General features: G+C 76.8%; 25 protein-coding genes. 8 read left to right on the forward strand and 17 right to left on the reverse strand.

Features of this window, described 5'->3' with window-relative positions; all coding sequences use genetic code 11:
• Positions 1–4 precede the first annotated feature (4 nt).
• Positions 5–775 (forward strand): isocitrate lyase/phosphoenolpyruvate mutase family protein, encoded by a 771-nt coding sequence (locus Q1K26_RS13585; protein ID WP_300011554.1) that lies wholly within the window; start codon positions 5–7, stop codon positions 773–775.
• Positions 776–802: 27 nt separating this feature from the next.
• On the opposite strand, the gene Q1K26_RS13590 is transcribed toward Q1K26_RS13585, so the two are convergent.
• Positions 803–1,609, reverse strand: coding sequence for an alpha/beta hydrolase (locus tag Q1K26_RS13590; protein WP_300011557.1), 807 nt, complete (start codon positions 1,607–1,609; stop codon positions 803–805).
• Positions 1,610–1,760: 151 nt separating this feature from the next.
• Here Q1K26_RS13590 and Q1K26_RS13595 point away from each other — a divergent pair, with 151 nt between their 5' ends.
• Positions 1,761–2,948 carry a helix-turn-helix domain-containing protein gene (locus Q1K26_RS13595; protein WP_300011560.1) on the forward strand — a complete coding sequence of 396 codons (1,188 nt, stop codon included), beginning with the start codon at positions 1,761–1,763 and terminating at the stop codon, positions 2,946–2,948.
• 21 nt (positions 2,949–2,969) lie between these two features.
• On the opposite strand, the gene msrA is transcribed toward Q1K26_RS13595, so the two are convergent.
• Complete coding sequence (gene msrA, locus Q1K26_RS13600) at positions 2,970–3,485, reverse strand: peptide-methionine (S)-S-oxide reductase MsrA (RefSeq protein ID WP_300011742.1); 516 nt, start codon at positions 3,483–3,485, stop codon at positions 2,970–2,972.
• Between the two features lie 108 nt (positions 3,486–3,593).
• Here msrA and Q1K26_RS13605 point away from each other — a divergent pair, with 108 nt between their 5' ends.
• Positions 3,594–4,370, forward strand: coding sequence for a methyltransferase domain-containing protein (locus Q1K26_RS13605; protein ID WP_300011563.1), 777 nt, complete (start codon positions 3,594–3,596; stop codon positions 4,368–4,370).
• Here Q1K26_RS13605 and Q1K26_RS13610 read toward each other — a convergent pair.
• Positions 4,351–5,244, reverse strand: coding sequence for a 3-keto-5-aminohexanoate cleavage protein (locus Q1K26_RS13610; RefSeq protein WP_300011566.1), 894 nt, complete (start codon positions 5,242–5,244; stop codon positions 4,351–4,353). The two genes, Q1K26_RS13605 and Q1K26_RS13610, sit on opposite strands and share 20 nt — an antisense overlap.
• A gap of 210 nt (positions 5,245–5,454) precedes the next feature.
• On the opposite strand from Q1K26_RS13610, the gene Q1K26_RS13615 reads away from it, so the two are divergent.
• The gene (locus tag Q1K26_RS13615; protein WP_300011569.1) at positions 5,455–6,147 is read left to right on the forward strand and encodes a hypothetical protein; all 693 of its coding nucleotides are present in this window, start codon (positions 5,455–5,457) and stop codon (positions 6,145–6,147) included.
• Positions 6,148–6,235: 88 nt separating this feature from the next.
• Here Q1K26_RS13615 and Q1K26_RS13620 read toward each other — a convergent pair whose 3' ends face one another.
• The 7 genes from Q1K26_RS13620 to Q1K26_RS13650 all read right to left on the reverse strand — a co-directional run bounded on the left by Q1K26_RS13620 (position 6,236) and on the right by Q1K26_RS13650 (position 12,809).
• Entirely contained in the window at positions 6,236–6,775 is a 540-nt protein-coding gene (locus tag Q1K26_RS13620) for a hypothetical protein (protein ID WP_300011572.1), read from the reverse strand.
• A 201-nt stretch (positions 6,776–6,976) separates the two neighbouring features.
• A complete protein-coding gene (locus Q1K26_RS13625; protein WP_300011575.1) occupies positions 6,977–8,629 on the reverse strand; it encodes a GTPase in 1,653 nt (550 codons plus the stop codon).
• Complete coding sequence (locus Q1K26_RS13630) at positions 8,626–10,350, reverse strand: dynamin family protein (RefSeq protein WP_300011578.1); 1,725 nt, start codon at positions 10,348–10,350, stop codon at positions 8,626–8,628. Before Q1K26_RS13630 ends, Q1K26_RS13625 begins: the two co-directional genes overlap by 4 nt.
• A 78-nt stretch (positions 10,351–10,428) precedes the next feature.
• A complete protein-coding gene (locus tag Q1K26_RS13635) occupies positions 10,429–10,632 on the reverse strand; it encodes a hypothetical protein (protein ID WP_300011581.1) in 204 nt (67 codons plus the stop codon).
• Between the two features lie 38 nt (positions 10,633–10,670).
• A complete protein-coding gene (locus Q1K26_RS13640) occupies positions 10,671–11,354 on the reverse strand; it encodes a thioredoxin domain-containing protein (protein WP_300011583.1) in 684 nt (227 codons plus the stop codon).
• A complete protein-coding gene (locus tag Q1K26_RS13645; protein WP_300011587.1) occupies positions 11,355–11,879 on the reverse strand; it encodes a MauE/DoxX family redox-associated membrane protein in 525 nt (174 codons plus the stop codon).
• 66 nt (positions 11,880–11,945) lie between these two features.
• The gene (locus tag Q1K26_RS13650; RefSeq protein ID WP_300011590.1) at positions 11,946–12,809 is read right to left on the reverse strand and encodes a zf-HC2 domain-containing protein; all 864 of its coding nucleotides are present in this window, start codon (positions 12,807–12,809) and stop codon (positions 11,946–11,948) included.
• A 65-nt stretch (positions 12,810–12,874) separates the two neighbouring features.
• On the opposite strand from Q1K26_RS13650, the gene Q1K26_RS13655 reads away from it, so the two are divergent.
• Positions 12,875–13,465, forward strand: a complete 591-nt coding sequence (locus Q1K26_RS13655; RefSeq protein WP_300011593.1) for a sigma-70 family RNA polymerase sigma factor — start codon at positions 12,875–12,877, stop codon at positions 13,463–13,465.
• Between the two features lie 22 nt (positions 13,466–13,487).
• Here the strand turns inward: Q1K26_RS13655 and Q1K26_RS13660 are convergent, their stop codons facing one another.
• The 5 genes from Q1K26_RS13660 to Q1K26_RS13680 form a co-directional block, all read right to left on the reverse strand.
• Entirely contained in the window at positions 13,488–14,894 is a 1,407-nt protein-coding gene (locus Q1K26_RS13660) for a PepSY domain-containing protein (protein ID WP_300011597.1), read from the reverse strand.
• Positions 14,895–15,063: 169 nt separating this feature from the next.
• Entirely contained in the window at positions 15,064–15,612 is a 549-nt protein-coding gene (locus Q1K26_RS13665) for a hypothetical protein (protein ID WP_300011600.1), read from the reverse strand.
• An 8-nt stretch (positions 15,613–15,620) separates the two neighbouring features.
• Positions 15,621–16,235 (reverse strand): DUF5134 domain-containing protein, encoded by a 615-nt coding sequence (locus Q1K26_RS13670; protein WP_300011603.1) that lies wholly within the window; start codon positions 16,233–16,235, stop codon positions 15,621–15,623.
• A 78-nt stretch (positions 16,236–16,313) separates the two neighbouring features.
• A complete protein-coding gene (locus tag Q1K26_RS13675) occupies positions 16,314–18,515 on the reverse strand; it encodes a heavy metal translocating P-type ATPase (RefSeq protein ID WP_300011745.1) in 2,202 nt (733 codons plus the stop codon).
• A gap of 71 nt (positions 18,516–18,586) precedes the next feature.
• Entirely contained in the window at positions 18,587–18,790 is a 204-nt protein-coding gene (locus Q1K26_RS13680) for a hypothetical protein (RefSeq protein ID WP_300011606.1), read from the reverse strand.
• Positions 18,791–19,012: 222 nt separating this feature from the next.
• Here Q1K26_RS13680 and Q1K26_RS13685 point away from each other — a divergent pair, with 222 nt between their 5' ends.
• Positions 19,013–21,277, forward strand: a complete 2,265-nt coding sequence (locus Q1K26_RS13685) for a cation-translocating P-type ATPase (protein WP_300011609.1) — start codon at positions 19,013–19,015, stop codon at positions 21,275–21,277.
• On the opposite strand, the gene Q1K26_RS13690 is transcribed toward Q1K26_RS13685, so the two are convergent.
• Positions 21,274–23,253, reverse strand: coding sequence for a cytochrome c oxidase assembly protein (locus Q1K26_RS13690; RefSeq protein ID WP_300011612.1), 1,980 nt, complete (start codon positions 23,251–23,253; stop codon positions 21,274–21,276). The genes Q1K26_RS13685 and Q1K26_RS13690 overlap by 4 nt on opposite strands.
• A 238-nt stretch (positions 23,254–23,491) precedes the next feature.
• Between Q1K26_RS13690 and Q1K26_RS13695 the strand changes: the two genes are divergently transcribed.
• Together Q1K26_RS13695 and Q1K26_RS13700 are read left to right on the forward strand one after the other, a co-directional pair.
• A complete protein-coding gene (locus Q1K26_RS13695) occupies positions 23,492–23,830 on the forward strand; it encodes a hypothetical protein (protein ID WP_300011615.1) in 339 nt (112 codons plus the stop codon).
• A gap of 178 nt (positions 23,831–24,008) precedes the next feature.
• Positions 24,009–24,341: a DUF3040 domain-containing protein gene (locus Q1K26_RS13700; RefSeq protein ID WP_300011618.1), complete on the forward strand. Its 333-nt coding sequence runs from the start codon at positions 24,009–24,011 to the stop codon at positions 24,339–24,341.
• 201 nt (positions 24,342–24,542) lie between these two features.
• Here Q1K26_RS13700 and Q1K26_RS13705 read toward each other — a convergent pair whose 3' ends face one another.
• On the reverse strand, positions 24,543–24,833 hold the full coding sequence (locus Q1K26_RS13705; RefSeq protein ID WP_300011621.1) for a PASTA domain-containing protein: 291 nt from the start codon (positions 24,831–24,833) through the stop codon (positions 24,543–24,545).
• Between the last annotated feature and the right edge of the window lie 77 nt (positions 24,834–24,910).

A 24,910-nucleotide genomic window follows, 5' to 3' on the forward strand; every position in this document is an offset into this window, starting at 1 on the left:
GCGGGTGACTGTCACCGAGAAGGCCGCCGAGCTCCTCCGCCTGCACTCCGACCCCGCGCTGCTCGTCGTCGTCAACGTCTGGGACGCGATCACCGCCCGCGTCGTGGCCGACGCCGGCAGCACGGCACTGGCCACCGCCAGCCACTCCATCGCGGCCACGCTCGGCTACCCCGACGGCGAGCAGATCCCCCGCGACCTGATGATCGACATGGTCGGCCGGATCGTCGCCGCGGTGGACATCCCGGTCAGCGCCGACCTGGAGAGCGGGTACGGCGACCCGGGCGACACGGTCCGCCGCGCGATCGGGATCGGCGCCGCGGGCGCCAACCTGGAGGACCGGATGCAGCCGCTCGCCGACTCGGCCGCGGCCGTCGCCGCGGCCGTCGCGGCGGCCGGCTCGGAGGGCGTGCCGTTCGTCCTCAACGCCCGCACCGACGCCTTCCTCAAGGCGGGCGACCGCGACCCCGCCGACGTGCTCGCGGACGCGATCGAGCGCGGCCGGGCCTTCCTCGACGAGGGCGCCGACTGCGTGTTCGTGCCCGGCCGGCTCGACGAGCCGACCGTCGTCTCGCTGGTCGAGAGCTTCGGCGAGCGCCGCCTCAGCGTCATCCACGTGCCCGGTTCCCTGCCCCAGGCCCGGCTGGCCGAACTGGGGGTCGCGCGGGTGTCGTTCGGCCCGTTCACGCAGCGCGCGGCGCTCACCTACCTGTCCGACCTGGCCGCCGACCTGCTCGCCGGCGGCGCGCTCCCGGACGGGGTCCGGGCGCTCAACTGAGGCGCCCGGCTCGCACCGGCCGTCCCGCTACGTCCTGGCGTTGCGGACGGCCCAGGCGAGCACGTAGTCGGCGATCTCCTCCCACCCGGGCGCGGCCGGGAGCAGGTGCGGCTTGCCACCGAACTCGACCACCTCGGTCAGCGTCTCCTTGCCCGCGTAGTGCTTGGCGTTGGACCACTGCACCTTCGGCGGCATGATGTTGTCCTCGGTGCCCGCCACGAACAGCAGCGGTGCCCGGCCCTCGTTGTGGTAGTCCACCCACGTCCCGCCGTGGCCGGGGGTCAGGTTGGCCAGCGCGCTCTCGAACAGGATCCGCCCCGACACCGGCACCGCGTACCGGTCGTAGAGCGCGTGCGCCTGCGCCTCGGGCATCGTGTTGGTGAAGGCGTAGTTCCACTGCTCGAACGAGTACCCGATCGCCTTGTGCCGGTTGGCCGGGTTCTTCAGCACCGGGAACGTCGAGCGGATCTGGCTCAGCGGCACCACCGGGACGCCCTCGGTCGGCGCGGAGTTCAGCGCCACCCCCGCCGCGCCGAACCCGTGGTCGAGCAGGATCTGCGTGAACGCCCCACCCGCCGAGTGCCCGATGATGATCGGCGGCCGCTCCAGGCCACCCACCACCGACTCCAGGTGCGCCACGATCGACCCGATGGTGGCCGCCTCCACGGCGGACGGGTCGGCGTTGAGCGCCTCCACCTCCACCTCGAACCCCGGGTAGGCGGGCGCGAGCACCCGGTACCCCTTGGCCTCGTAGCGCGCGACCCAGTCCTCCCAGCTGCGCGGGGTCACCCAGAAACCGTGGACGAGCACGATCGTGTCGGGCGCGGGACCCATGTCAGACCTCCGAAACGACGGCGCCGGGCCCGGTGCCCGGCGCGACCAGGATGGCTCGGCGCCACCCGCCGAGGCGAGGTCGCGGCGGACACCGTTGCGGTTCTCCGGTTGTCCGCGCGGACAGCGGAGATCGAGGTCGTACGCTCGCGCCATGCCCGACCCGCCCGCGGCCATGACGACGCTGGGGCCCGCCCTGCTCGCGCGGCTGCCCGACGTCGTCGAGCGGATCGTCGAGCGGGTGCAGCAGGGCATCCCGCTCTACCGCAACCAGACCTACGTCAGCACCGACGCGTTGCGCACGGCCGCGGTGGAGAACGTCGAGTACCTGCTGCGGACCGACCTGCCCCCGGACGGCGCCGACCTGGCGGCCGCCCATCGCACGGGGGAGCTGCGCGGCCGCGCGGGAGCCCCGCTGCCCGAGCTGCTGGCCGGGTTCCGGATCGGCTTCGCCGTGTTCTGGGAGATGCTCGCCGACGAGGCCATCCGCTCGCCCGCGGTGACCGAGCGGGAACTCGCGGCGCTCGCCACGCACGTGTTCTGGAAGGCCCACGAGTACTCCGCCGCCCTCACCGCCGCCCACCGGGAGGCCACCGCCGACATCCTGCGCCGCCACGAGCAGGAGCGGTCGGCGCTGGTCGAGGCGCTGACCAGCGGCATGTACGGCGAACACGGCTCGGCGTGGGAGATCGCGAACCGACTGGGGCTGCCGGCGTCCGGAACGTTCGTCACGGTGGCGGCGGAGGTGCCGGCCGTCGGCACGGCGGCACTGCCGGGGATCGCGTCGGCGCTGCGGGCGGCGAACGTGTCCTCGGCGTGGCGGTTGCTGCCCGACATCGAGGTCGGTGTGCTCGCGCTTCCCGGACCCGACCAGTCGGCCCTGCTCCGGATCGTCGGCGACGCGGCGCCCGGGCGGGTCGGGATCAGCCCCGTGCACCCCGCGCTGGAGGACACCCCGCGCGCGCTCTACCTGGCCCGCATCGCGATGCAGAGCGCGCCCGGCGGGTCACCGGCCGTCCGCCGCTTCGACGACGCGCCGCTCGCCACGCTGGTCGTCGCGGCTCCCGAGGCGGCTACCCGCATCGCCCGCCGGGTGCTCGGCCGCGTGCTGGAGCTGCGCCGAGACGAGCAGGACGCGTTGCTCGACACGCTCGAGACGTGGCTGGCGACCGGGGGCTCGGCCGCCGAGACCGGCAGGCGGATGTTCCTCCATCCCAACACGGTTCGCCACCGCCTGCGGCGCATCACCGAGCACACCGGCCGCGAGCTGCAGCACGCGGTGGCGCTGGCCGAGCTGGCCACCGCCCTGCACGCGCTGCGGCTGCTGCCCGGCATCCGCTGACCGGCGCCGGGCGCTACCCCGCTAGGAGGTGGTGCGCGCCTCGCGGCGCGGGAGCACCCACCCGGGCCGCACGAAGTGGCAGGTGTAGCCGTAGGGGTACTTCTGCAGGTAGTCCTGGTGCTCCTCCTCGGCGGGCCAGAACGGGCCGGCCGGTGCCACCTCGGTGACGACCGGTCCGGGCCACAGGCCCGAGGCGTCCACGTCGGCGATCGTGTCGCGCGCGACGCGTTCCTGCTCCTCGCTCAGGTGGTAGATCGCGGAGCGGTAGCTGCGGCCGCGGTCGTTGCCCTGCCGGTCGCGCGTGGACGGGTCGTGGATCTGGAAGAAGAACTCCAGCACCTCGCGGTAGCTGATCACGGCCGGGTCGAAGACGACCTCGACGGCCTCCGCGTGGTCGCCGTGGTTGCGGTAGGTGGCGTTCGGGGTGTCCCCGCCGGAGTAGCCGACCCGGGTGGAGATCACCCCGGGCCGGTTGCGCAGGAGCTCCTGGGCTCCCCAGAAACATCCACCGGCCAGTATCGCGGTCTCGGCCCGGATCGCAGATTCCTCGGTCACGTACGCCTCCTCGGGTTCGGTCACCGTTCCTGCGAACGGCCCCCGGACCGTGGATGTTCCCGCCCCGTCCCGACCGGGCAGGATGGGCCGATGCTGGAGTTCGACGACGACGGCGCGCGCCTCATCGACCGCGCCTACGCCACGCCCGACGTGGTCGCGCAGCGCGCCGAGGTGCTGGCCCGACTGGCGCCCCGACCAGGCGAACGCATCCTCGACGTCGGGTCCGGCCCGGGCTTCCTCGCCGCGTCGCTCGCCGATGCCGTCGGGCCCGGTGGCGTCGTGCACGGGCTGGACCCGAGCCCGTCGATGAACGGCCTCGCCCGGGCCCGGACGGCGGACCGCCCGTGGGTGCGGATCGACGAGGGCGACGCGCTGGCACTGCCCTACCCCGACGCCTGCTTCGACGCCGCGGTCAGCACCCAGGTCTACGAGTACGTGCCCGACGTCGCGGCGGCACTGGCCGAGCTGCGCCGGGTGCTGCGGGCCGGCGGGCGGGTCGTCGTGCTCGACACCGACTGGGAGTCCCTGGTCTGGCACACCGCCGACCGGGCCCTGCACCGCCGGATCATGGCCGTCTGGGACGAGCACCTCGTCGATCCGCACCTGCCGCGCACCCTGCCCGGGCACCTGCGCCGCGCGGGCTTCCAGGTGACCGACCGGGCCCTGATCCCGCTGTTCAACCCGGTCCACGACCCCGACACCTACAGCGCCCACACGATGGCGACGATCGGGAGTTTCGTCACGGGGCGGTCCGGGGTGACCGCCGACGACGTCCGCGCGTGGACGGCGGACCTGCAGGCCCGCGGCGCCGAGGGCGACTACCTGTTCAGCCTCAACCGCTACTGCTTCACGGCCGTGGCCGGATGACCGGCGCGGCGCAGGCGGCCCGCACCCCGGCCGCGCTCGCCGGCCGGCCACCCGCCGCGGCGATCGCCCGCACGGCCCGCTCGACCCGGGCACGGTTGCCGACGCCGGTGCCCAGCGGCGCGTCCTCCAGGCCGACGCGCACGTGTCCCCCCGCCCGTACCGCCGCGGCGACGAGCGGCTCGATCTCCACGCCGAGCCCGGCCACCATCCACGGCGATCCGGGCGCCTCCTCCTGCAGCAGCCGCAGGTAGGCGTCGAGCGCCCAGGCGGTGGGCGGGAACCCGAACCGGAACGTGTCGCTGAACATGAACCGGTACACCGGCTGCGGCGCCCCGGGTGTCGCGCGGTGCAGCGCCGCCCCGAGCCGCAGGAACCCCGGCTCGTAGATCGCGTAGGACGGGATCATCGCGTGCGCCGCGGCCAGCCCGAGCCCGTACCGCACGTGCGACTCGGGGTTGGCGTAGACGAAGCCCTCCCGCCCGGCGGCCACGTCGGCGGCCAACGCGATGTTGACCGAACCCGGGTCGACCACCGACCACTCGATCAGCCCCGCCTCCAGCAGCCGCTCCACCGCGGCGAACCGCTCGGCCGGTCCGAGCGGCTCCCCCGCGTCGGGGCCGCCCGCGAACGGGATCGTCGGGCAGCAGACCACGTCCGCGCTCGCCCGGATGCGCTCGATGACCGGCGCGTACAGCTCGTAGGCGTCGCGCTGCCGGCCGGTGTGCTCGTCGTAGGCGTGGAAGTGCACGACCGCCGCGCCCGCGTCGGCCGCGTCCAGTGCGTCGGCGACGATCTCGTCGGCGGTGACCGGGATCAGGGGTTGCCGCTCGCGCGCCCAGGGCCCGTTCAGCGCCACCTCGAGCCAGACGTCCATGGCGCCGATCATGCTCGACCGGCACCGCCTCCCGCACGCCCGTGCCGCCCGTTTGCGCCGGGTAACGGTCCGGTCGGCGGCTTCGAGGCACTACCCATGACGAGTGCCGACCCGACGTCGTACCGGCACAGGCCGGGCGACGGACCACGCCGCCGCACGACCGACCGTGGCGACCGGCCCCACCGGCGCCCGCCGAGGACGCGGCGGCCGGTGCTCCTCACGGTCCTGCTCACGGCCGTGCTCGCGGTACTGGCGGGCTGCGGCGCGGTGTCCGCGGCGGCCGACCTGTCCGCCGCGCTGGGCCGCGCGGGCTACCCCGACGTCGGGGTGTCGCTCAACAGCACCAACGGCGTCGACGGTGTCGTCGTCACCACCGGTCCGCATCCCACGCTGACCGGCGAGGCGGCCTTCGACGGGGTCGCGCAGGTCGTGTGGGCCGAGCTGCCGCGCCGGATCGACCGCATCGACATCGAGGTGGGGGCCGAGTCCGCGGGGATCGACCGCGCGAACCTGGAGGCGCGGTTCGGTCCGCGCGACCCCGCCCTCGACGAGGCGACCATCGGTGGCGACGTGGCCGGCACCCTCGGCGTCGTCGGTGTGGTGCTCCTGGCGGTCCCCGTGCTGGTCGTCGTGCTGGTCGTCCTGCTCGTCCGGCGTTCCCGGCGGCGCCGCCGGGAACGCCGGGCGGAGCCGCCCGCGGGCGGCTGGGACCCGCGCCACGGCGCCTACCCGCCGCAGGGCGGCCCGGCGGGATACCCGCCGCCCGGGGCCTACCCGCCCGCCCAGGGCGCTGTGCCTCCGCAGGGCGGATACCCGCCGCAGCACGGTGGTGGGTACGGGCCCGGCCAGTACCCGCCGCCGCAGAACCCGCCGCAGTACCCGCCACCGGGGGGCCCGCGGTAGCCCGACCCGCACGACGCGGCCGGAACGCGCAGTCGCCCCGCCCGGTCGATCCGGGCGGGGCGACGCGATGGCGCGGGAGGGATGCGGCTCAGTTCAGGAAGCTGTCGATGTCGATGTCGGTGTCGGCCTCGTTCTCCTGGTCCGAGTCGTTGTCCTGGTCGGAGTCCTGCTCGTTGTCCTGGTCGGAGTCGAAGTCCTGTTCGGCCACGGCGTCGACGTCGACGTCGGAGTCGGCGTCGCCACCGTCGCCGCCGGAGGCGTCGGCGTTGCCGCCGGTGCCGCCCGCGCCGCCCACCCCGACGCCGCTGGCGTCGCCGGTGTCGCCGAAGTTGAGGTTCACCCCGGTGCCGCCGCCCTGGGCGATGCTGCCCGAGGTACCGCCGATGCCCAGGCCCGCCCCGCCGCTGGCGTCGCCGCCCACGGCGACCCCGCCGTCGCCGCCGTCGCCGGCCTCGGTGTTGGTGGCCGTGGTGACGTCCTGGTCCTGCTGCCCGACCTGGGTGGTCTCCTGGGCGGCGACCTGCGCGCTCTCGTTCTCCTGCGCGTTCTCCTGCAGCAGGTTCTGGTCGAGGTCGATGTCCTCGCTGAGGTTGGCGATGAAGGACTCGACGTTGAACGATCCGGTCATGACTGCTCCCTGGTCTCCTGAGGTGGCTCCGGCGGTGTGGCCCTGGTGCCCGCCGGCGTTGTCCGGCTGAGAGGAACGCTATGGGCGCCGCCGCGGCGGCGGATCCGGTGTGCGCCCGGTCACCGGAGCACCCGCGTACCGGGCCCCCCGGGCACCGGGGCCCCGCGCTAGGGGATTTCCCCCGACGACGGGCCCCCGCGCTCACCCGTCCGGTCCACGGGTTTCGCCCGCGCCCAGCGCCGTCACGGCCTCGCGCAGCTCCGCGTAGGCCCGCAGCTCCGCGCTCACCGGCGCGAGGACGAGCTCTCCCGCCACCCGCGCGACGGCCTCGTCGAGCCTGCGCCGCACCCGCACGCGGCGCCGCCGAGCACCGACTCCGGCGAGCAGCCTCGCCAGGACGGCCAGCAGCAGCCCGCCCAGGAGCCCGCCGAGCAGCAGGGCGGTCGGGAGCGGCACCGGCACGACCAGCTCGACGGTCGGTGTCGGCGGCTCGGGCAGCCGCAGCAGCGTGAGCAGGTACAACCCGGCGAGCCACAGCCCGCCCGCGACGGCGAGCACGGCCAGCAGGCCCTGCAGCAGCCCGGCGGCGCGCCACCAGCGCGGCGGCCGCCCCAACCCGAGGTCCGTGGCGGCGACGGCCCGGTCGAGCGCGTCGGGCAGGTCGTCCTCGTGTGCGCGGGCCGCGGTGTGCACGGCGGCGGGCCACGGCTCGGGCAGGCCGGCGGCGGCCGCGTCGGACAGCGCCCGCAGGGCCATGTCGACCCGCGAGCGCTCGACCGCCGTGGCCTGCGGCAGGGAGGTCCGGGCGACGGGTGCGTCGTCGGCGACGGGTCCGCGGTCCAGGTGCAGGCGCCGCAGCGGGTCCGGGCGTAGGCGGCGCAGGTAGCGGGTCCACGGCCAGCCGGTGGCCGCCACCGCCCGGTGCACCGACGCCCGCTCGACCGCCGCCCCGACCGCGGGCACCCCGGCCGCCGCACCGAGCGCGGCGGCCAGGTCGGCGGCGGTGCGGGCGCCGGGCTCGGTGCGTACCGGGCCCGCCACGACGCCGGCGAGGTCGGCGCCGACCGTATCGAGATCGGCCGACACCCGCCGCAGTGCCGCGCGGTGCGCCGCGACCGCGCCGGTCAGCAGCGCGCGCAGCTCGTCGTGTCCCCCCGGGGCCACGGCCGACACCCCGAGCACCGGGACCCCGGCGAGCCCGTCGTCGGCGAGCAGCCTGCGGACGTCGGCCAGCGCCGCGCCGGCCTGGTCGGGCGGGAGCCGGTCGACCTGGTTGAGCACGACGACCATCACCTCGCCGTGGCGCGCGAGCGGGCGCAGGTAGCGGTCGTGCACCGCGGCGTCGGCGTACTTCTGCGGGTCGAGCACCCAGACGAGCACGTCGACCAGCGCGACGAGCCGGTCGACCTCCAGTCGGTGCGCGGTCACCGTCGAGTCGTGGTCGGGCAGGTCGAGCAGCACGAGCCCGGCCCACTCGGCCGGGTCGTCCTCCGCTCGTCCCGGGACGTGGTGGCGGCGCGGGACCTCCAGCCAGTCCAGCAGCGGGCCCGCGCCGTCGGCCCCCCACACCGCGGCGTGCGCCACCCCGGTGGTCGGGCGTCGCACCCCGACCGCGGACACCTCGGCGCCGGTCAGGGCGTTGAACAGCGACGACTTGCCGCTGCCGGTGGCCCCGGCCAGCGCCACGACCGTGTGCGCCCCGGACAGCCGCAGCCGCTCCGCGGACCGGCGGGCCAGCCGCCGCGCCGGGTCGAGCCGGGCCTCGTCGAGCCGCCCGGTGCCCGCCTCCAGCACGCGGTCCAGCGCCCGCAACCGGACGGCCACCCCGGCCTGCTCCCGCTCGGCCGTCCTCATCGGGCCCGCTCCACGGCCGCGGCCGCCCGTTCCAGCGCCGCGGCGTCCTCGGGATGGGTGCCGTGGCTGTGCAGCAGCGCCGCGAAACGGTCCTCCTCCCGCCCGAGCAGCGCCGCGACCCGGTCGAGCAGGTCGGCCCGCGCGCGGTCGGCCAGGGCGCGCACGGCCTGGTCCCCGAAGACGGCTTCCAGGACCTTCTGCGACAGCACGGTGGTGCCTCCGGCGACCGCGACCTCGATCGGCGGGGCCAGCACCGAGGTGGAGGCGAACACCGCGATCATCACGACCAGCCCGGTCGCGTTCACGCCGTACGCGGCGACCCGGGCCGTGGTGCGCCGGCCCGCGCCCTCGCGCCGGACGAGGTCGAGCACGGCGCCCTGCCAGTCGCGCACCGTGCGCTCGGCGTCGTCGCGGAAGCCGGGCGACACCCGGTCGAGCCGCTCGCCGGACACCTCCAGCAGCCCGGTGCCCGCGGCCCCCGCCCGCCACGACGCCGCCGCGGCCTCCGCGGCCCGCCCGGCCGCGCTGTGCACGAGCAGCGCCACCCCCGACTCCAGCGCCACCGTGAGGTCGTCGCCGGGGGCGGGGCGGCCGGTGACCGCGGCGGTGAACCGGTCGCGCCAGCGCCCGACCCTGTTCTGCAGCGCGCGCAGCAGCTCGCCGGTGCCGACGAACTCCTGCCAGCGGGCGAGCACCTCCCCGCGCAGCAGCGCGCCGTCGCGCATCCCGTCGTCGACCTCGTCGAGCGCGGCCGCGAACGCCGCCCGGACCTCGGCGCGCAGCCGCGACGCCGCGTCGGACTGGGCCCGGGCGTGCCGCGCCAGCCCGGCGGCGCGCGGGCGCAGGCTGTCCAGCGCCCCGTCCAGGGTGCGGCGGATGACCGCGGCCCGGCCGGCGGCGTCACGGGCCAGGTCGTCGAACCAGCCGCGGACCGGTGCGACGACGGCGTCCGGCAGCAGTCCCTCGACCAGCTCGCACTCGGGCACGACGAACAGCGGTGCGCCGCCGAGGCCGTGCGCGCCGAGCATCTCGCGCAGGTGGGCGGCGATCTCGCCCTGCGCGCCGGGCGGGACGCGGTCGAGCAGCACGGCCAGCGCGGTGCCCCGGGCGGCGGCGGTCTCCAGCACGTCCCAGGGCACGGCGTCGGCGTAGCGGGCCGCCGTGGTGACGAACAGCCACAGGTCGGCGGCCGCGAGCAGCTGCCCGGCCAGGCGGCGGTTGGCCGCGACGACCGAGTCGATGTCGGGCGCGTCGAGGAACGCCAGGCCGGGGGCCAGCGCGGGCGAGGCCACGAGCTGCAGCGTGGCGTGGTCGCCGCCCTCGCCGGTGGTCCGGGTGAGTTCGGGCAGCACCCGGGTGTCGGCGAACCAGGCCACGTCGTCGGGGTGGCACACGAGCACCGGCGAGCGGGTAGTCGGCCGGAGCACCCCGGACGGCGTCACGCTCGCCCGGACCAGGCTGTTGACCACCGTCGACTTCCCGGCGCCGGTGGACCCGCCCACGACGGTGAGCAGCGGTGCGTCGAGCCGCTCCAGGCGGGGCAGCACGTAGTCGTCGAGCTGGTGGACGAGCTCGGCGCGCTCGCGGCGCGCCCGCTCCGCGCCGGGCACCTCCAGCGCGAGACCCGTACCGTCGGCGATGTCGCGCAGGGCGCGCAGCGCGGCCGCCAACGGCGCCGGGCCCGGTGCGGCGAACCGCGTGTCGTCCGCTTCCGACCTCATGCCTGCGCCGCCCCTCGACCCTGCCGCACCGGGCCCTCGGTCGGGGCACCGCGTGCGGGAGCGTACGCGGCCGCGTGATCAGCCCGCGGCGGCCAGCACCTCGTCGAGGACGCCCGTCCGGACGTCGGCCACCAGGTCGGCGAGCTGGCCGAGGCTCATCTGGATGCGCTGGCCGAAGTCGTCGGTGATGACGATCCGCTTCTCGGGCGCCGCGGCGTCGTCGACGAACAGCTCGGGGCAGCCGCAGTTGCACTGACCGCAGAACGTGGCGATGTGGCGCATGGTGGTTCCTCCGTGTGTTCGGACGGTGTCTGAGGGTGTCAGCCCGCGACGGCCGCGCGCAACGCGTCGTCGGTGCGGGCGATCTCCACCCCGTCGGCCAGCACGGTCGGGGTGGAGGTGATGCCGGCCCGGGAGGCCTCGTCGGTGAGGGCGGCCGTCCATGCCGTGTAGCGGTCCTCGGCCACGCAGGTGGCGAAGTCGGGCCCTGCCCCGGCCTGCTCCCCGAGCGCGATGAGCGTGTCCTGCGTCAGGCCGTCGCCGCCCTCGGGCGGCTGGTTCGCGAAGAGCAGGTCGAGGTACTGCGGGAACACGCCGGCCTCGGCGGCGCAGCCCGACGCGGCCGAGGAGCGGGTGGAGTACTCGGTGCCGGAGAACCGGTCGAGGTAGGCGACCGGGTGGTAGACGACGCGGGCGGCGCCGCTGTCGACCAGCTCCTCGATCGTGGACCCGGACTGCTGCTCGTACGCCTGGCACGCGGGGCATTGGAAGTCGAGGTAGACGTCGAGCGTCGTCGGGGCCGTCTCCGGGCCGACGACGACCCCGGAGGCGGTGGCACCCGGCGGGACCACGACGTCGCCCGCGCTGCGCTGCGTCAGGTACACCCCCACCCCGACCGCGCCGGCGAACAGCACGACCAGCACCACCCCGATCACCGTGCCGATCGACGGCCCGCTGCGTACCGTGACCGGCGGCCGTCGTCCCGGCTTCGTCCCGCGTGCCATCTACCCGTCCTCCCGTGTGGTGCGCGCCCGGCGCGCCTCGAGTGCTCCGTCGATCCCGAACCTCCCGACCGGCCACCGGGCCAGCGCCAGGGCGAGCGCCAGCAGCCCGGCGTCGCGCAGCAGGTCCCACCCGTAGGCCGGGTCCTCCCCCACCGCCAGCTCGCCGCCCGTGCCGAAGCACCCGCAGTCGATGCGCAGGCCGCGGGCCCAGGCCGAGACGATGCCGACGACGAACGCCGCCATCAGCACCGCCGACACCACCGCCCCCGCCCGCACGCCGACGCCGACGACCAGCAGCACCCCCAGCAGGATCTCTGCGGGCGGCAGGCCCGCCCCGACGATCTGGGCGGCGGTCTCGGGCAGCAGCCGGTAGGCCCGGACGGCCCGGACCGAGGCGTCCAGATCGGTGATCTTCGTGGCGCCCGCGACGATCCAGGCGGTCCCGAGCACCAGGCGGGCGAGGGTGCTCAGCCAGGGCAGGGCACCCCTCAGGGTCGGCCCGGCATGGTCGGTGGCGAGGTTCATCGCCCTACGGGTCGCCGCGGGACCCGGATCGGTTCCCGCCGATCGGGTGAGACCGCGGGCGGGACCTCAGGCCGCGGGGCGGTCTCGCGCCGTGCCCCGCCGGGCGGTGGGGGCGAGGCCGCCGTCCGCGTCCGGGGGCCGCCCCGTCCACCGCGGGGCCCGCGGCCGCGCGGAGCCCGACCGGTCCACCGGCGGGGCCCCCGTCCCGGAGCCGCCTCCGCCGTCGCCGCTCACCCGCCGCAGGACGACCAGCAGCGCGAGGCCGGCGACGACCAGGACGTGGGTGACCAGCCGGGCCGGGTCGACGCGCCCGCCGGCCACGTCGAGCAGGGACAGCACGGCGAGCACCGCCACGAACGCGCCGACGACGGGCGCCAGCCCGGCCACCGGCGACCCACCCGCCCGCGACCCACCCACCCGCGACCCACCCACTCGCGACCCACCCACCGCGGCCCACAGGAAGCCGACGGCCAGCGCCAGGTTCCACGCCGAGCTCTCGTGCGACAGGTGCACCGCGCTGGCCCCCGCCAGCTCCACCGTTCCGTGGTGGCCGGCGCCGGCGACGACCCCGCTGACGGCCACGGCGAACTGCCCGATCCCCACGGCTCCCAGCGCGACCCGCACCGCGTCCGCCCGCCGCGCGCGCACCGGCGCGGGCGCGGCGGCGAGCACGGCGGCGGTGAGGTCGGGCACCGGCTCGGCCGCCCGGGTGCGCGTCAGCCGGGTGACCCGCGCGGCACGCTCGGCGAAGGCCCGGCACCCCGCGCACCGCGCGACGTGGGCGTCGACCTGCTCGGACTCCCCCGGCAGGTCCTCGCCGTCCAGCCGCGCCGAGATCGCGTCCCGGCAGTCCCCGCACGTCATCGTGTCCCCGCCCGCCGTCGGGTCCCCGCCCGTCGAGTCACCGCCCGTTGAGTCACCGCGCTGCATGCCCACAGGGTCGCCCACCGAGGGCTGCCGGTTCCCGGCGGTCCGGTGCGGATAAGGTTCTACACATGGTCGAACGCCCCGACGACGCCCGGATCACCGCGTGGGCGCTGGCCGCGGGCCGGGGCGACCGGGCGGCGCTGGCCGCGTTCGTGCAGGCCACCCAGCGCGACGTGCACCGGTTCGTCGCGCACCTGGGCGGGCGCCGCGACGCCGACGACCTGGCCCAGGAGACCTACCTGAGGGCGCTGCGGTCACTGCCCGGTTTCGCCGGTCGCTCCGGTGCCCGCACCTGGCTGCTGTCGGTGGCGCGGCACACCTGCGCCGACGCCGTGCGCACCGCGGTGCGCAGGCCGCGCACCAGCGGGGTCGAGGACTGGGACGCGCTCGCCGCCGCCGTCGCGCCGCGCCCGGGGCTGGTGCGCTCGTCGATGGACGAGGCCGTGCTGCTGCGCGAACTCGTCGACGCACTCGACGACGACCGCCGCGAGGCGTTCGTGCTCACCCAGCTGCTGGACCTGAGCTACGCGGAGGCCGCGCAGGTCTGCGGGTGCCCGGTGGGCACGATCCGCTCGCGGGTCGCCCGGGCTCGGGAGGACCTGGTCGACGCGCTCGACGGCACGGCCCCGGAGGGGGTCCGGCGCGCGGGCGGGACCTGAGCCCCGGCCCGCGCGCCGGGCACTACGCGGCGGCGCCCGCGCGGCGGCGGCGCCGCGCCCCGACCGCGGTGTCGGCCGCGAGGAACAGCGCCAGGCTCACGCCGAGGATCGGCAGCAGCCATGCCGTCAGCACCACACCGAGCACGACGCCGAACAGGACGGGCTGCGGCGTCGACCGGAGCACGCCCCGGGCCTCCAGCGGGCGGGGCGGGCCGCCGCGGGTGGGGCGGCGCAGCCACCACATCCGGTAGCCCCAGAAGCCCATCGCGAGGACACCCAGCGCCATGGCCGTCATGGCCAGCTGGTTGGCCAGGCCGAACAGGGTGCCGGTGTGGGCCAGGATGCCGATCGTGGTGAGCTGGGCCAGCAACGGGTAGTCGGCGAAGGCCAGGGACTCGACGACGTCACCGGTGTGGGGGTCCAGCGCCAGCTTGTCGCGGTGCAGGGGCACCGTGGCGGAGGTCTCGGCCACCAGGTAGGGCTCCCCCGCCCCGGCGGGCGGGGTCAGCGTCAACGGTCCGGTGAGCCCGGCCGCCCGCCCGGCCGCCTCGGCGGTACCCACGCTGATCTGCGCGCCGTCGCCGTCCGGCAGCGGTTCGGCGGACATCTGCGGGGTGCGGGCGTCGAGCCCGGTCAGGACGGCCTGGAACCGCTGCCCCGCGAACGTCGACCAGGTCAGCCCGGTCAGCGAGATGAACACGAGCGCGACGGTGAGCCAGATCCCCACGCTGCCGTGCCAGTTCACGATCCGTCCGCGGCCGGGGCGCGTCGCGGCCGGGACCACCAGGTCCCGGCGACGCCTGCGCCGCTTGCCGACCCACAGCACCAGCCCGCCGACGAACAGCACCGGCAGCCAGCTCGCCGCGAACTCGGAGTAGACGGCACCGATCGGGCCGAGGTGCAGGTCGCCGTGGAAGGTCCGCAGCCAGTGCTGCACGGGCGGCTCGCCGTCCTGCAGCGGGAGCCCTCCGGTGACGCTCGCGGTGTACGGGTCGACGTACACCGCCAGCGTCTCGCCCTCGGCGGCACCGGGCGGGGTGAGCAGGACCGCGGTGGTGCGGTCCGCCGCGGCGGCGGGTTCCACCGCGGACAGCGGGACGCCCGGGTGGGCCGCCCGCGCGGCCGCGACCTGGTCGTCGAGCGGCCGGACCGGGCCGGACTGCGGGGTGACGAGCAGCTCGTCGGCGTGCAGGACGTCGTTGAGCTGCGGGGTGAACACGTAGGCCATGCCGGTCAGGCACAGCACCGCGAGGAAGGGCGCCACCAGGACGCCGGCGTAGAAGTGCACGCGCCGGACGAGGCGGCGCAGCGGCTCGCCCGATCGGGGTTGCCGGCCGGGCGCGGTCGGCGGTGCGGTGGTCGTGGACGGGCCCGCTGGGGGGCCGGGTTCGCCGGCGGCGGACAGCGGCCGGTCGGAGGTGGTGGTCACGGGGGGCTCCAGGGGAGGCGGTGTGCCGGGTCGGTGGCCGGGGCGCGGGGCGTAGGAGGGCGCGCGGACGGGCCCGCCGGGAGGGTGCTCACCGCAGGTCGGACCCGCGGGAGAGGGGCAGGCCGGAGAGGGTCGGGTGGGGACTCCGGCGGGACGGACCCGGCCGGGATCAGGCGGGCAGCGGCGGCGGGCCGCGCAGCGCGCGCGAGTGGCGCAGCAGCAGGCGCAGGGCGCCGGGCCGCGAGGTGCGGGCAAGCCGGGGCGACGCGGGCCCCGCGACCGGCGGGACGCCGGCGGCGAGCCGCCGCCACCAGGCCGCGACGCGCGCGGACAGCCGGCGCGCGACGGCCCAGGCCCGGCGTTCCCCGAGCCGGAGGACCGCCGCGGCGAGCAGCGCCGCGAGCACGTGGGCGTGCAGCATCAGATCGTGCGGGACCAGGTGCACGTGCGGGGCCGGGTCGGCCTGCGCGAGCACGCCGTGCACCACCAGCTGCAGGCCCAGCTGCGCGGCCGAGATCGCGAGCCAGCCGCGCTCGCGGGCGGTGAGCAGCCACGCGGGGACGGCGGCGACCAGCAGGGCGAGCGCGACCGTCGCCGGTCGTGCCGTGCCCCCGGCCAGCACGTGAGCGGTCACGGCGAGTGCGGTGGCCACACCGGTCGGCACGGCGGTGCGCAGGCCGCGGCGGGGTGGGCGGGGAACTCGCCCGGGGACGGACACGGTGGCGCCTACACCATGCCCAGCAGCATGACGAGCATGGCCGCGTTCATCACGACGTGACCCACGACCGGCAGCTCGACGCCGGTCGCCCGCGCGGTCACCGCGACCGCGACCGCGCCCTCGGCGACCGGCGCCGCCGGCTCGGGGACGGTGCGGTGGGTCGCGATCCGGACGAGATCGGCGACGAACCAGGCGGCGAGGACCAGCGCGGCGAGGGTGACCAGCAGCCCCCCGGAGCCGCCGCCCGCCGCGGCGTGGTGCGCGTGCCCGGGATCGACCGGCCCGCCCGCCGCCGCGGCGTGGTCGTGTCCGCCGAGCAGCATGAACAGCATCGCCGCCGCCCCGGCGACGTGGCCGCCGGCCGTGCCCAGCAGGGTGCCGGCGCGCAGCACCTCGGCGCCGAACCAGGACCCGGACACGACGAACACCGCCACCCACAGCGGCGCCGGCACGGGGTCGGCGGCCGGTACGAACATCGCCGCCATGCCCAGGCCCATCGCCGCGTGGGACGCGGCGGCCGGCAACGGGCCGCGCCGCCCCGCGAGCAGCCACAGCCAACCGGCCCCGACGGTCATGCAGGCCAGCGCGAGAGCCACGTCCAACCAGGTCACGCCCAGTCCCATGTCGACTCTCCGTCAGCCGTCGGGGCTTCCCTCGATCCGGGGAAGGGTAGGCACACTTCGTCGGCCCGAGCTATACGGTCACGGGGTAGGGGCACCGGAGAACCTCCGCAGGCGCAGGCTGTTGCCGACCACGAACACCGAGCTCAGCGCCATCGCCGCGCCGGCCAGCATCGGGTTGAGCAGGCCCGCGGCGGCCACGGGCAGCGCCGCCACGTTGTAGGCGAAGGCCCAGCCGAGGTTGCCCCGGATCGTCGCGTGTGTCCGGCGACACAGGCGCAGGGCGTCCACCGCCGCGGTCGGGTCCGACCGGACCAGCGTGATGTCGGAGGCGTGCAGCGCGACGTCGGCCCCGCTGCCCATCGCGATCCCGACGTCGGCCTGCGCGAGCGCGGGCGCGTCGTTCACCCCGTCGCCGACCAGTGCGACGACGTGGCCGTGCTCCTGGAGCCTGCGGACGGCGTCGGCCTTGTCGGTGGGCAGCGCGTCGGCGACGACGGCGTCGATCCCGACCTGCGCGGCGACCGACCGGGCCACCGCCACGCCGTCTCCGGTGAGCAGCACCGGGTCCAGCCCGAGGCGGCGCAGGCCGGCGACGGCCGCGGCCGCGGTGGGCCGCACCGTGTCGGTCACGGTGAACACCGCGCGGGCCCGGCCGTCCCAGGCCAGCGCGGCGACGCTCGCCCCGTCCTCCTCCGCCGCCGCCACCGCCGACGCCAGCTCGGGCGGCAGGCCGATCCCCCGCTCGGCCAGCAGCGCGACGCGGCCGATCAGCACGTCCCGCCCGCCGACGGATCCACGGGCCCCCAGCCCGCCCACCGCCACCGGGTCGCCGACCTGCGGCAGGTCCCCCACCTGCTCGGCCGCATGGCCGTGCACGGCCCGGGCCACCGGATGGGCCGACGCGGACTCCAGGGCCCCGGCGACGGCGAGCACGTCGTCCCGGTCCTCCCCCGCGGCCACCGACACCCGGTCCACCCGCATCTCACCGCTGGTGAGGGTGCCGGTCTTGTCGAGCAGGACCGTGTCGACGCGTCGCGCGGTCTCCAGCACGTCCGGGCCGGTGACGAGGATTCCCAGCTGGGCGCCCCGCCCGGTGCCGACGAGCAGGGCCGTCGGGGTGGCCAGCCCGAGGGCGCACGGGCAGGCGACGGTGAGCACGGCGACCGCGGCGCCGAGCGCGCCGACCTGCCCGGCCCCGGCGCCGAGCCAGAAGCCTCCTGCCGCGGCGGCCAGCACCAGCACCGCGGGCACGAACCAGGCGCAGATCCGGTCGGCGAGGCGGGCCACCGCGGCGGTGCCGGTCTGGGCCCGTTCGACCAGCGCCGCCATCTGGGCCACCTGCGTGTCGGCGCCCACCCGGGTGGCACACACGACGATCCGGCCGCCCACGTTGATCGTGCCGCCGGTCACCTCGTCGCCCGCCCCGACCTCCCGGGGCAGCGACTCGCCGGTGATCGGGCTGGTGTCCAGGGCCGACGCGCCGTCCTCGACGACGCCGTCGACGGCGACCCGCTCGCCCGGGCGCACCACGATCCGGTCGCCGACGGCGACCCGGTCGGCGGGCACCCGCTCCTCGCGCCCGTCGCGCAGCAGGGCCGCGTCGGCCGCCGCGAGGGCCAGCAGGCCCCGCAGCGCCGCACCCGACCGGCGGCGGGCGCGCGCCTCGGCATGGCGCCCGACCAGCACCAGCGTCGTCACCGTCGCCGCCACCTCCAGGTACACCGCTCCGGTGCCGTCGGACCAGACCGGCGCCGCGCCGAGCGCGTGGGTGTGGCCGGGGTAGCCGGCCGTGCCGAGGAACAGCGAGTACAGCGACCAGCCGAACGCCGCGAGGACCCCGACCGAGACCAGGGTGTCCATCGTGGTGGCGCCGTGGCGCAGGGTGGCCAGGGCCGCGCGGTGCAGCGGCAGGGCACCCCAGACCGCCACCGGGGCGGCGAGCGCGAGGCTCGCCCACTGCCAGTGCGTGAACTGCCACGCCGGGACCATCGCCAGCGCCACCACCGGGACCGTGAGCCCGGCGCAGACCCGCGCCCGGTCCCGCAGGGCGAGCAGCGCGGGATCCGGCGCCTCCTCGACCGCGGCGGCGGCCGGCTCGGCCGGCGCGGGCCGCTCGGCCGTGTAGCCCGCCTTCTCGATGACGGCGGCCAGGTCGTCGACGGTGACGGTGCCGGGGTGGTCGACCGCCACCCGGCCGGTGGCGTAGTTGACCTGCGCCTCGACGCCGCCCATGCGGCGCAGCACGCGCTCCACCCGCCGGGCACAGGACCCGCAGGTCATGCCACCGACCACGAGATCGGTCCGGGCCCGGGGCGCGGTGGCCGCAGCCGGGTCGAGGTCGGGCGCGGCGGTCAATGCCCCTCCGGATGTGCGGGCCCGGCCGGCCCGAACACCGACGGTGCGGGCAGGTCGGGCACGGGCAGGGGCGGGTTGACCAGCCGGCCCGCGCCCCAGCCGCACACGGCGACGACGGCGAGCAGCGCCAGGAACGCACCCAGCCGCGCCGGCACGGCCAGGGGTCGCGGGCCGGTCGGTTCCGGCGAGGTGGCGGGCACCCCTGGACCGTAGGGACACCGGCCCGGACGGGGTTGCCGGGCTGAGAGGCGCTCGCGACCTGCGGGCCGCCGGGTGCGCCGGGTGGGGCCCGGTTGGTCCACCCGGTGCAGCCGGATCGCCCGGACGGTCAGCGACGCTCTCAGGTACGACCGGGACGTGGGTGTGGCGGTCCTCTCGCGGGAGCGGGGAACCGCGCGGCCCCGGCCGGCGACCACTCGCGGGTGAGCACCGGGACCCGGCAGGACGCGGCGGACCAGGACGGCACGCCCCCGCAGGCGGCGGAGCTGCGCACCGTGGAGCTGGCCGTCGGCGGCATGACCTGCGCCGCGTGCGTCGGTCGGGTGGAGCGCAAGCTGGGCAGGCTCGACGGCGTGCTCGCGACGGTCAACCTGGCCACCGGCCGCGCGACCGTCAGCCACCCGTCCGGCACCCCGGTGTCCGCGCTGGTGGCGGCCGTCGAGAAGGCCGGGTACACCGCCCGTCCGGCGGGCGACGACACCCCCGGCGAGCGGTTCGACCACGGCGCGGTGGACGACCTGCGACGGCGCCTGGCCGTCGCGGTGCTGCTGTTCGTGCCCGTCGCCGACCTCTCGATCGCGCTGTCCCTGGTGCCCTCGCTGCGCTTCCCCTTCTGGCAGGCCGTGCTGGTGGCGCTGGCACTGCCGGTGGTGGTGTGGTCGGCGTGGCCGTTCCACCGGGCCGCGCTCGCCGGGCTGCGCCACCGCACCACGACCATGGACACGCTGGTGTCGCTGGGCATCCTCGCCGCGGCCGGGTGGTCGCTGTGGTCGATGGTCACCGCGGGCGGGGTGCCCGACACCGCGTCGGGATGGGACGCGGTGCTGCACCCCAGCGGCCCCCTGTACCTGGAGGTCGCCGCCGGCATCACGACGTTCCAGCTGGCCGGGCGCTACTTCGAGGCCCGGGCCCGGCGGGCGGCCGGCAGGGCGATGCGGGCGCTGGGGAGGCTGCGCGTCGCCGAGGTGACGATCCTGCGCGAGCGGCCCGGTGCGGCGCCCGCCGCGCAGCGGGTGCCGCTGGTGCACCTGCGGGTGGGCGAGCGGTTCCTGGTGCGCCCCGGCGAGCGGATCGCCGCCGACGGCACGGTCGTCGACGGTGCGGCGGCGGTGGACACCAGCGCGATGACCGGGGAACCGGTGCCGGTGGAGGCCGCGGTCGGCGACGCGGTGACCGGCGGCACGATCGCCGTCGGCGGCGCGCTCACCGTCCGCGCGGACGCCGTCGGCGACGCGACGCGGCTCTCGCGGATGCTGCGCGCCGTCGAGCAGGCCCAGGTGGAGAAGTCGGCGGTGCAGCGGCTGGCCGACCGGATCTCCGCGGTGTTCGTGCCGGCCGTGCTGGTGCTCGCCGCCGCCACCCTCATCGGGTGGATGGTGGCCGGGGCCGGCACCGAGGACGCCGTGGTGCGCGCGGTCGCGGTGCTGGTCATCGCCTGCCCGTGCGCCCTCGGGCTGGCCACCCCCACTGCCCTGATGGTGGCCACCGGCCGCGGCGCCGAGCTCGGCGTCTTCGTCACCGGGTTCCGGGCGATGGAGGCCGTCCGCGCCGTCGACACCGTGGTGCTGGACAAGACCGGCACCCTGACCACCGCCCGGATGCGCGTGACCCGGGTGGCGACCGTGCCCGGCGGCCCCGACGCGGACGCGCTGCTCGCCCTCGCCGCCGCGGTGGAGCACTCCTCCGAGCACCCGATCGCCGCCGCGATCGTCGAGGCCGCGGGCTCCCCCGACACGCGGGCCACCGGGTTCCGGGCGCTGGCCGGGCTGGGCGCGCGCGGGACCGTGGACGGGCGCGAGGTGCTGGTCGGGCGACCCTCCCTGTTCGACGACCTCGCCGTGCTCGACGACGACCTCGTCGCCTGGGAGGCCGCGGGCGCCACCGTCGTCGCGGTCGGGATCGACGGGCGGGCGGCCGGGGCGCTGGCGCTGACCGATCCGGTGCGCGTCTCGGCGGCCGACGCGGTCGGACAGCTGCGCGGGATGGGCCTGTCGGTGGTGCTGCTCACCGGTGACGGCGCGGCCGCAGCCGGGGCGGTGGCGGCCGCGGTCGGGATCGACGAGGTGCACTCCGGGGCGCTGCCCGAGGACAAGGTCGCCCTCGTGCGCAGGCTGCGCGCGGCGGGCCGCACCGTCGCGATGGTCGGTGACGGGGTCAACGACGCCGCCGCGCTGAGCACCGCGGACCTGGGCATCGCGGTCGGCTCGGGCACCGACGTGGCCCTGGAGGCCGCCGACCTGGTCCTCGTCCGCGACGACCTCACCGTCCTTCCGGTGGCGGTCCGGCTCGCCCGCTCGACCGTCGCCACCGTGCGCGGCAACCTGGTCTGGGCGTTCGGCTACAACCTCGCCGCGGTGCCGCTGGCCGCGGCCGGGCTGCTCAACCCGCTGATCGCGGGCGCGGCGATGGCGATGTCGTCGCTGCTGGTGGTGTCGAACAGCCTGCGGCTGCGCCAGGCGGGACGCTAGCCGCGTTCGGTCCCCGACAGCCGGGCCAGCATCGCGTTGTAGGCGGCGAGGTCGGCCTCGCCGTCGGCGTCTGCGCGGCGGTCGTGCCGGGCCGCCTCGCGGGCGTCGTCGCGTGACCAGCGGGTGAGCAGCACCAGCACCACGAGCAGCATCGGCAGCTCCCCCGTCGCCCACGCGATGCCGCCGCCGACGCGCTGGTCGGCCAGCAGGTCCCCGGCCCATGGCAGGTCCAGCAACCGGTAGAACTCGCCGCCCAGCAGCGTCGCGGTACTCATCAGGGTGACGCCGAAGAAGGCGTGGAACGGCATCGCCGCGAGCAGCACGGCCAGCCGGCCCACGTGCGGCAGCCGCGACGGGGCGTGGTCCACCCCGATGATCGGCCAGAAGAACAGGTAGCCGACCAGCAGGAAGTGCAGGTTCATCAGCTGGTGGCCCCAGTGGTAGCGCAGCGCCACCTCGAACAGGTCGGTCAGGTAGAACGCGAAGTTCGAGCCGGCGAACAGCGCCAGCACCGGCAGCGGATGGGTGAGCCGCGCCAGCACCGGCGAGGCCATCGCACCGACGATCCACTCGCGCACCCCCGGCGGGCGCCCCGGCCCCGCCGGGCGCAGCGCGCGCAGCGCGAGCGTCACCGGGCCGCCCATCGCCAGCAGCACCGGTACCAGCATGTTCAGCGCCATGTGGCTGATCATGTGGACGCTGAACACGGCGGGCGAGTAGCGCCCGACCCCCGACGAGGTCATCAGCAGCAGGAGCAGGCAGCCCGCGAGCCACGCCGCGGTCCGGCCCGGCGCCCACGCGTCACCGCGGCGGGCCAGGCGCCGCACGCCGAGCACGTAGGCCGCGGCCAGGGCGACCGCCGCCGTGCCGAACAGGGTGTTGAACCGCCAGTCCAGCACCAGCGCGCCGACCGACACCGGATCGGGCACCTGGTAGCCGATGAGCAGCTCGACCGGCGTGTCGGCGCGCTCGAGGAACCGCGGCGGCACCCACCGCCCCGCCACCACCCCGAGCACGGTCGCCGCAAGGACCCCGGCCAGCGCCACCCCCGTCGCGGCCCGCGGCCTGCGGGGCCACAGCAGCGCCGCGGCGACGCCGACGACCAGGAGCGCCGCGAGCCGGGCGAGCACCGCGGCGTTCCACGGCGACCCCAGCAGCGGGCCCGACCCGCGCAGCAGCGCGAGCAGCACCAGCGTCGTGCCGGCGAGCACGGCCGCACCGACCACCAGCACCGGCGCGGCGCGGCGGCGCTCGGTGGGGCCGGGACCGCCCGGCTCGGCTCGCAGCGACACCACCACCCCGGTCACGACGGCGAGCGCGAGCGCGCCCAGCAGCTGGGCGTCGGCGCTCCAGTCGTGGGGCCCCGCGGTGGCGACCTGCCCGACCACCGCGGGCGGCAGCACCGCCGCCGCCGCGGCCGCCAGCAGGGCCGGCGTCGTACGCCACCGCAGCGCGATCAGGCCGCCGGCTCCCGCGACCAGGAACCCGCCGCCCGCCAGCATCCAGGCCAGCGGTTCCTCCAGCGCGGCGGCCAGCTCCCACCAGCCGCTGCCCACGAGCGTGGGCACGGCCGACCCGGTCAGGTCGGACGCGACCGCGACGGCCAGCAGCAGCGAGCCCACCCCGGCCACCAGGCCGTACCCGCCCGCCCGGCGCACCGCCCGGTAGCCCGCGACGTCGAGCACCCCCGACGGCTGCGGGGCGGTGAGGAACGCCGCGTACAGCAACGATCCGACGGCCACCCCGCCGCTGAGCTCCACGACCGTCCGCAGCGCGGGGACCACGCCGCGGGCGAGCAGTCCGGGCACGGGGATACCGATGCGCGCGTACACCGCGGAGTCGAGCAGCGACAGGGCACCGGCGAGCAGCGCGCCGGCGAGCAGCACGCACAGCGCCACCACCGCCGACCCCGCGGCGGCGCCGCCGGTCGGTGGCCGCCGGCCCGCCCGCGGACGTCCCTCGGTGTCGATCGCCACCCCGAGCAGTCGCCGCCGGGACCGTCCCGGTTCCCGCGGACCGTGGCCCGACCGGGTGAAGGGCCGCAGCAGGCCGAGCCGCGCATGCTCCGACCGCCCGCGCACGTCCCGACATGCGCAGGTGGCGACGGCGTGCGCGGCTCACCCCGGAGCCGGGTTTGCCCGCCCACCAGCGTGCGGGTACACCACCGCAGCCGAAGGCTGGTGGGACACCCCCGACCCCGGGACCGCGGACCCGGTGCGCATCGATGAGGTCCTGGAGGACACCGCGATGCTCGACGGCCGGACCATCCGGGTGAACGGGACGGTCGCCGACACGGTCGCCGACTCGGCTCTGGTGCTGGCCTCCGGAGATGGTGCCTCGGGGGATGGTGCGGATTCGGTGCTCGTCGTGCACCAGCCGGATGTCGATCCGGCCGAGGGCAGCGACATCGGTGTCGTCGGTGTGGTGCGGCCCTCGTTCGACCTGCCGGCGGTGGAGACCGAGCTCGGCGTCGACTACGACGAGGACCTCTTCGCCACCTTCGCCGACGAGCCCTACCTGCTCGCCACGACGGTCGAGGCCGACAACGGTTGACGCGGGGACCGGTGTCGGCGGCCCCGGCGCGGGTATCCGTAGGAGCAGGCGGGCCGCGGGATCCCGGGACGCGGCGGGCCCACCCGATCCATCCCGGCGAGGAGGAGGACGACCGAGACATGACCACACCCGATCGGTACATCCCTGTTCGCGGCCGGACCGCCCGACGGGCCCGCACATGAACAGCCCCGACGAGCGGCGCGTGCTCGACGGCATCGAGAGCGGCCTGCGCGCCACCGACCCCGACCTGTGCGACCGGCTCGCGGGTGTGGCCCGCCCGGCCGGGCCCGCCGCGATCCGGCACCGTCTGACCAGCACCAGCAGCATCATCGGTTACGTGGCGGTGCTCGCCGGCGCACTGCTGTTCGGGATCGTCGGGCTGGTGACCCTCATGCTCCTCGCGATCGTCGTCAGCACCTCCGTCCGGTCGATGCGCAACCGGCCCGAGGAGCAGCCGGACACATCCGCAGGCCCACCGCCCCGTCGCATGCCACCGTTCGACACGGGATGACCTCGGCGGGCACCCGGCCCGGGGCGGGACCGGTGACCCCTACCGTTGCGGTGGCCACGCGGTGAGCGGGCGCGTACCCGTGGTGCCCGAGACCTCGGCGATGCCGGGCGAGGAGCTCGGCGTCGACGACGCGTGGCGATCGGCCCGCCGGGGGCGACGCGCCCGGCACGAGGTTCGTACGTTCGTGCGCGCCGCGGTTCCTCAGCGGCTCGCCCCAGGGTCCTGCGGGGCCGGGCCGACCGGCGCTGGGCTGCCGCCCCCGCCGCCGGGGTCGTCCGTTCCGAACCCCACGTGCACAGCGACGGTGTCACCCGGTTCGACCTGCGTGCCGGCCGGGGGCCGCTGTGCCGTGACGACGCCCGTGACGGGCAGCTGGAGCCCGGGATCGGGATCGACCAGCACCACCCGGGCGTCCACGGCCAGCGTGTGGGCGTCGGAGATCTCGAGGCCGACGAGTGCGGGCACCAGCGTGTGCGGGGGGTCCTCCCGCACGGGGATCTCGCCCACGGTCAGCCGCCGCGTGTGTGGCCGGTCTGCATGTGCCGGTGGTACCCGCCGGGGGCGGGCCG

It is taken from the genome of Pseudonocardia sp., from assembly GCF_029263155.1.
GTDB lineage: Bacteria > Actinomycetota > Actinomycetes > Mycobacteriales > Pseudonocardiaceae > Pseudonocardia.

Excerpts from the sequence above, each read along its gene's own strand:
- Q1K26_RS13645 (WP_300011587.1), bottom strand. The coding sequence starts at position 11,879 with ATGAACCTCGCCACCGACCATGCCGGGCCGACCCTGAGGGGTGCCCTG.
- Q1K26_RS13675 (WP_300011745.1), bottom strand. The coding sequence starts at position 18,515 with ATGACCTGCGGGTCCTGTGCCCGGCGGGTGGAGCGCGTGCTGCGCCGC.
- Q1K26_RS13670 (WP_300011603.1), bottom strand. The coding sequence starts at position 16,235 with ATGGGACTGGGCGTGACCTGGTTGGACGTGGCTCTCGCGCTGGCCTGC.
- Q1K26_RS13640 (WP_300011583.1), bottom strand. The coding sequence starts at position 11,354 with ATGGCACGCGGGACGAAGCCGGGACGACGGCCGCCGGTCACGGTACGC.
- Q1K26_RS13605 (WP_300011563.1), top strand. The coding sequence starts at position 3,594 with ATGCTGGAGTTCGACGACGACGGCGCGCGCCTCATCGACCGCGCCTAC.
- Q1K26_RS13610 (WP_300011566.1), bottom strand. The coding sequence starts at position 5,244 with ATGGACGTCTGGCTCGAGGTGGCGCTGAACGGGCCCTGGGCGCGCGAG.
- Q1K26_RS13595 (WP_300011560.1), top strand. The coding sequence starts at position 1,761 with ATGCCCGACCCGCCCGCGGCCATGACGACGCTGGGGCCCGCCCTGCTC.
- Q1K26_RS13700 (WP_300011618.1), top strand. The coding sequence starts at position 24,009 with ATGAACAGCCCCGACGAGCGGCGCGTGCTCGACGGCATCGAGAGCGGC.
- Q1K26_RS13625 (WP_300011575.1), bottom strand. The coding sequence starts at position 8,629 with ATGAGGACGGCCGAGCGGGAGCAGGCCGGGGTGGCCGTCCGGTTGCGG.
- Q1K26_RS13650 (WP_300011590.1), bottom strand. The coding sequence starts at position 12,809 with ATGCAGCGCGGTGACTCAACGGGCGGTGACTCGACGGGCGGGGACCCG.
- Q1K26_RS13630 (WP_300011578.1), bottom strand. The coding sequence starts at position 10,350 with ATGAGGTCGGAAGCGGACGACACGCGGTTCGCCGCACCGGGCCCGGCG.
- Q1K26_RS13590 (WP_300011557.1), bottom strand. The coding sequence starts at position 1,609 with ATGGGTCCCGCGCCCGACACGATCGTGCTCGTCCACGGTTTCTGGGTG.
- Q1K26_RS13635 (WP_300011581.1), bottom strand. The coding sequence starts at position 10,632 with ATGCGCCACATCGCCACGTTCTGCGGTCAGTGCAACTGCGGCTGCCCC.
- Q1K26_RS13655 (WP_300011593.1), top strand. The coding sequence starts at position 12,875 with ATGGTCGAACGCCCCGACGACGCCCGGATCACCGCGTGGGCGCTGGCC.
- Q1K26_RS13620 (WP_300011572.1), bottom strand. The coding sequence starts at position 6,775 with ATGACCGGATCGTTCAACGTCGAGTCCTTCATCGCCAACCTCAGCGAG.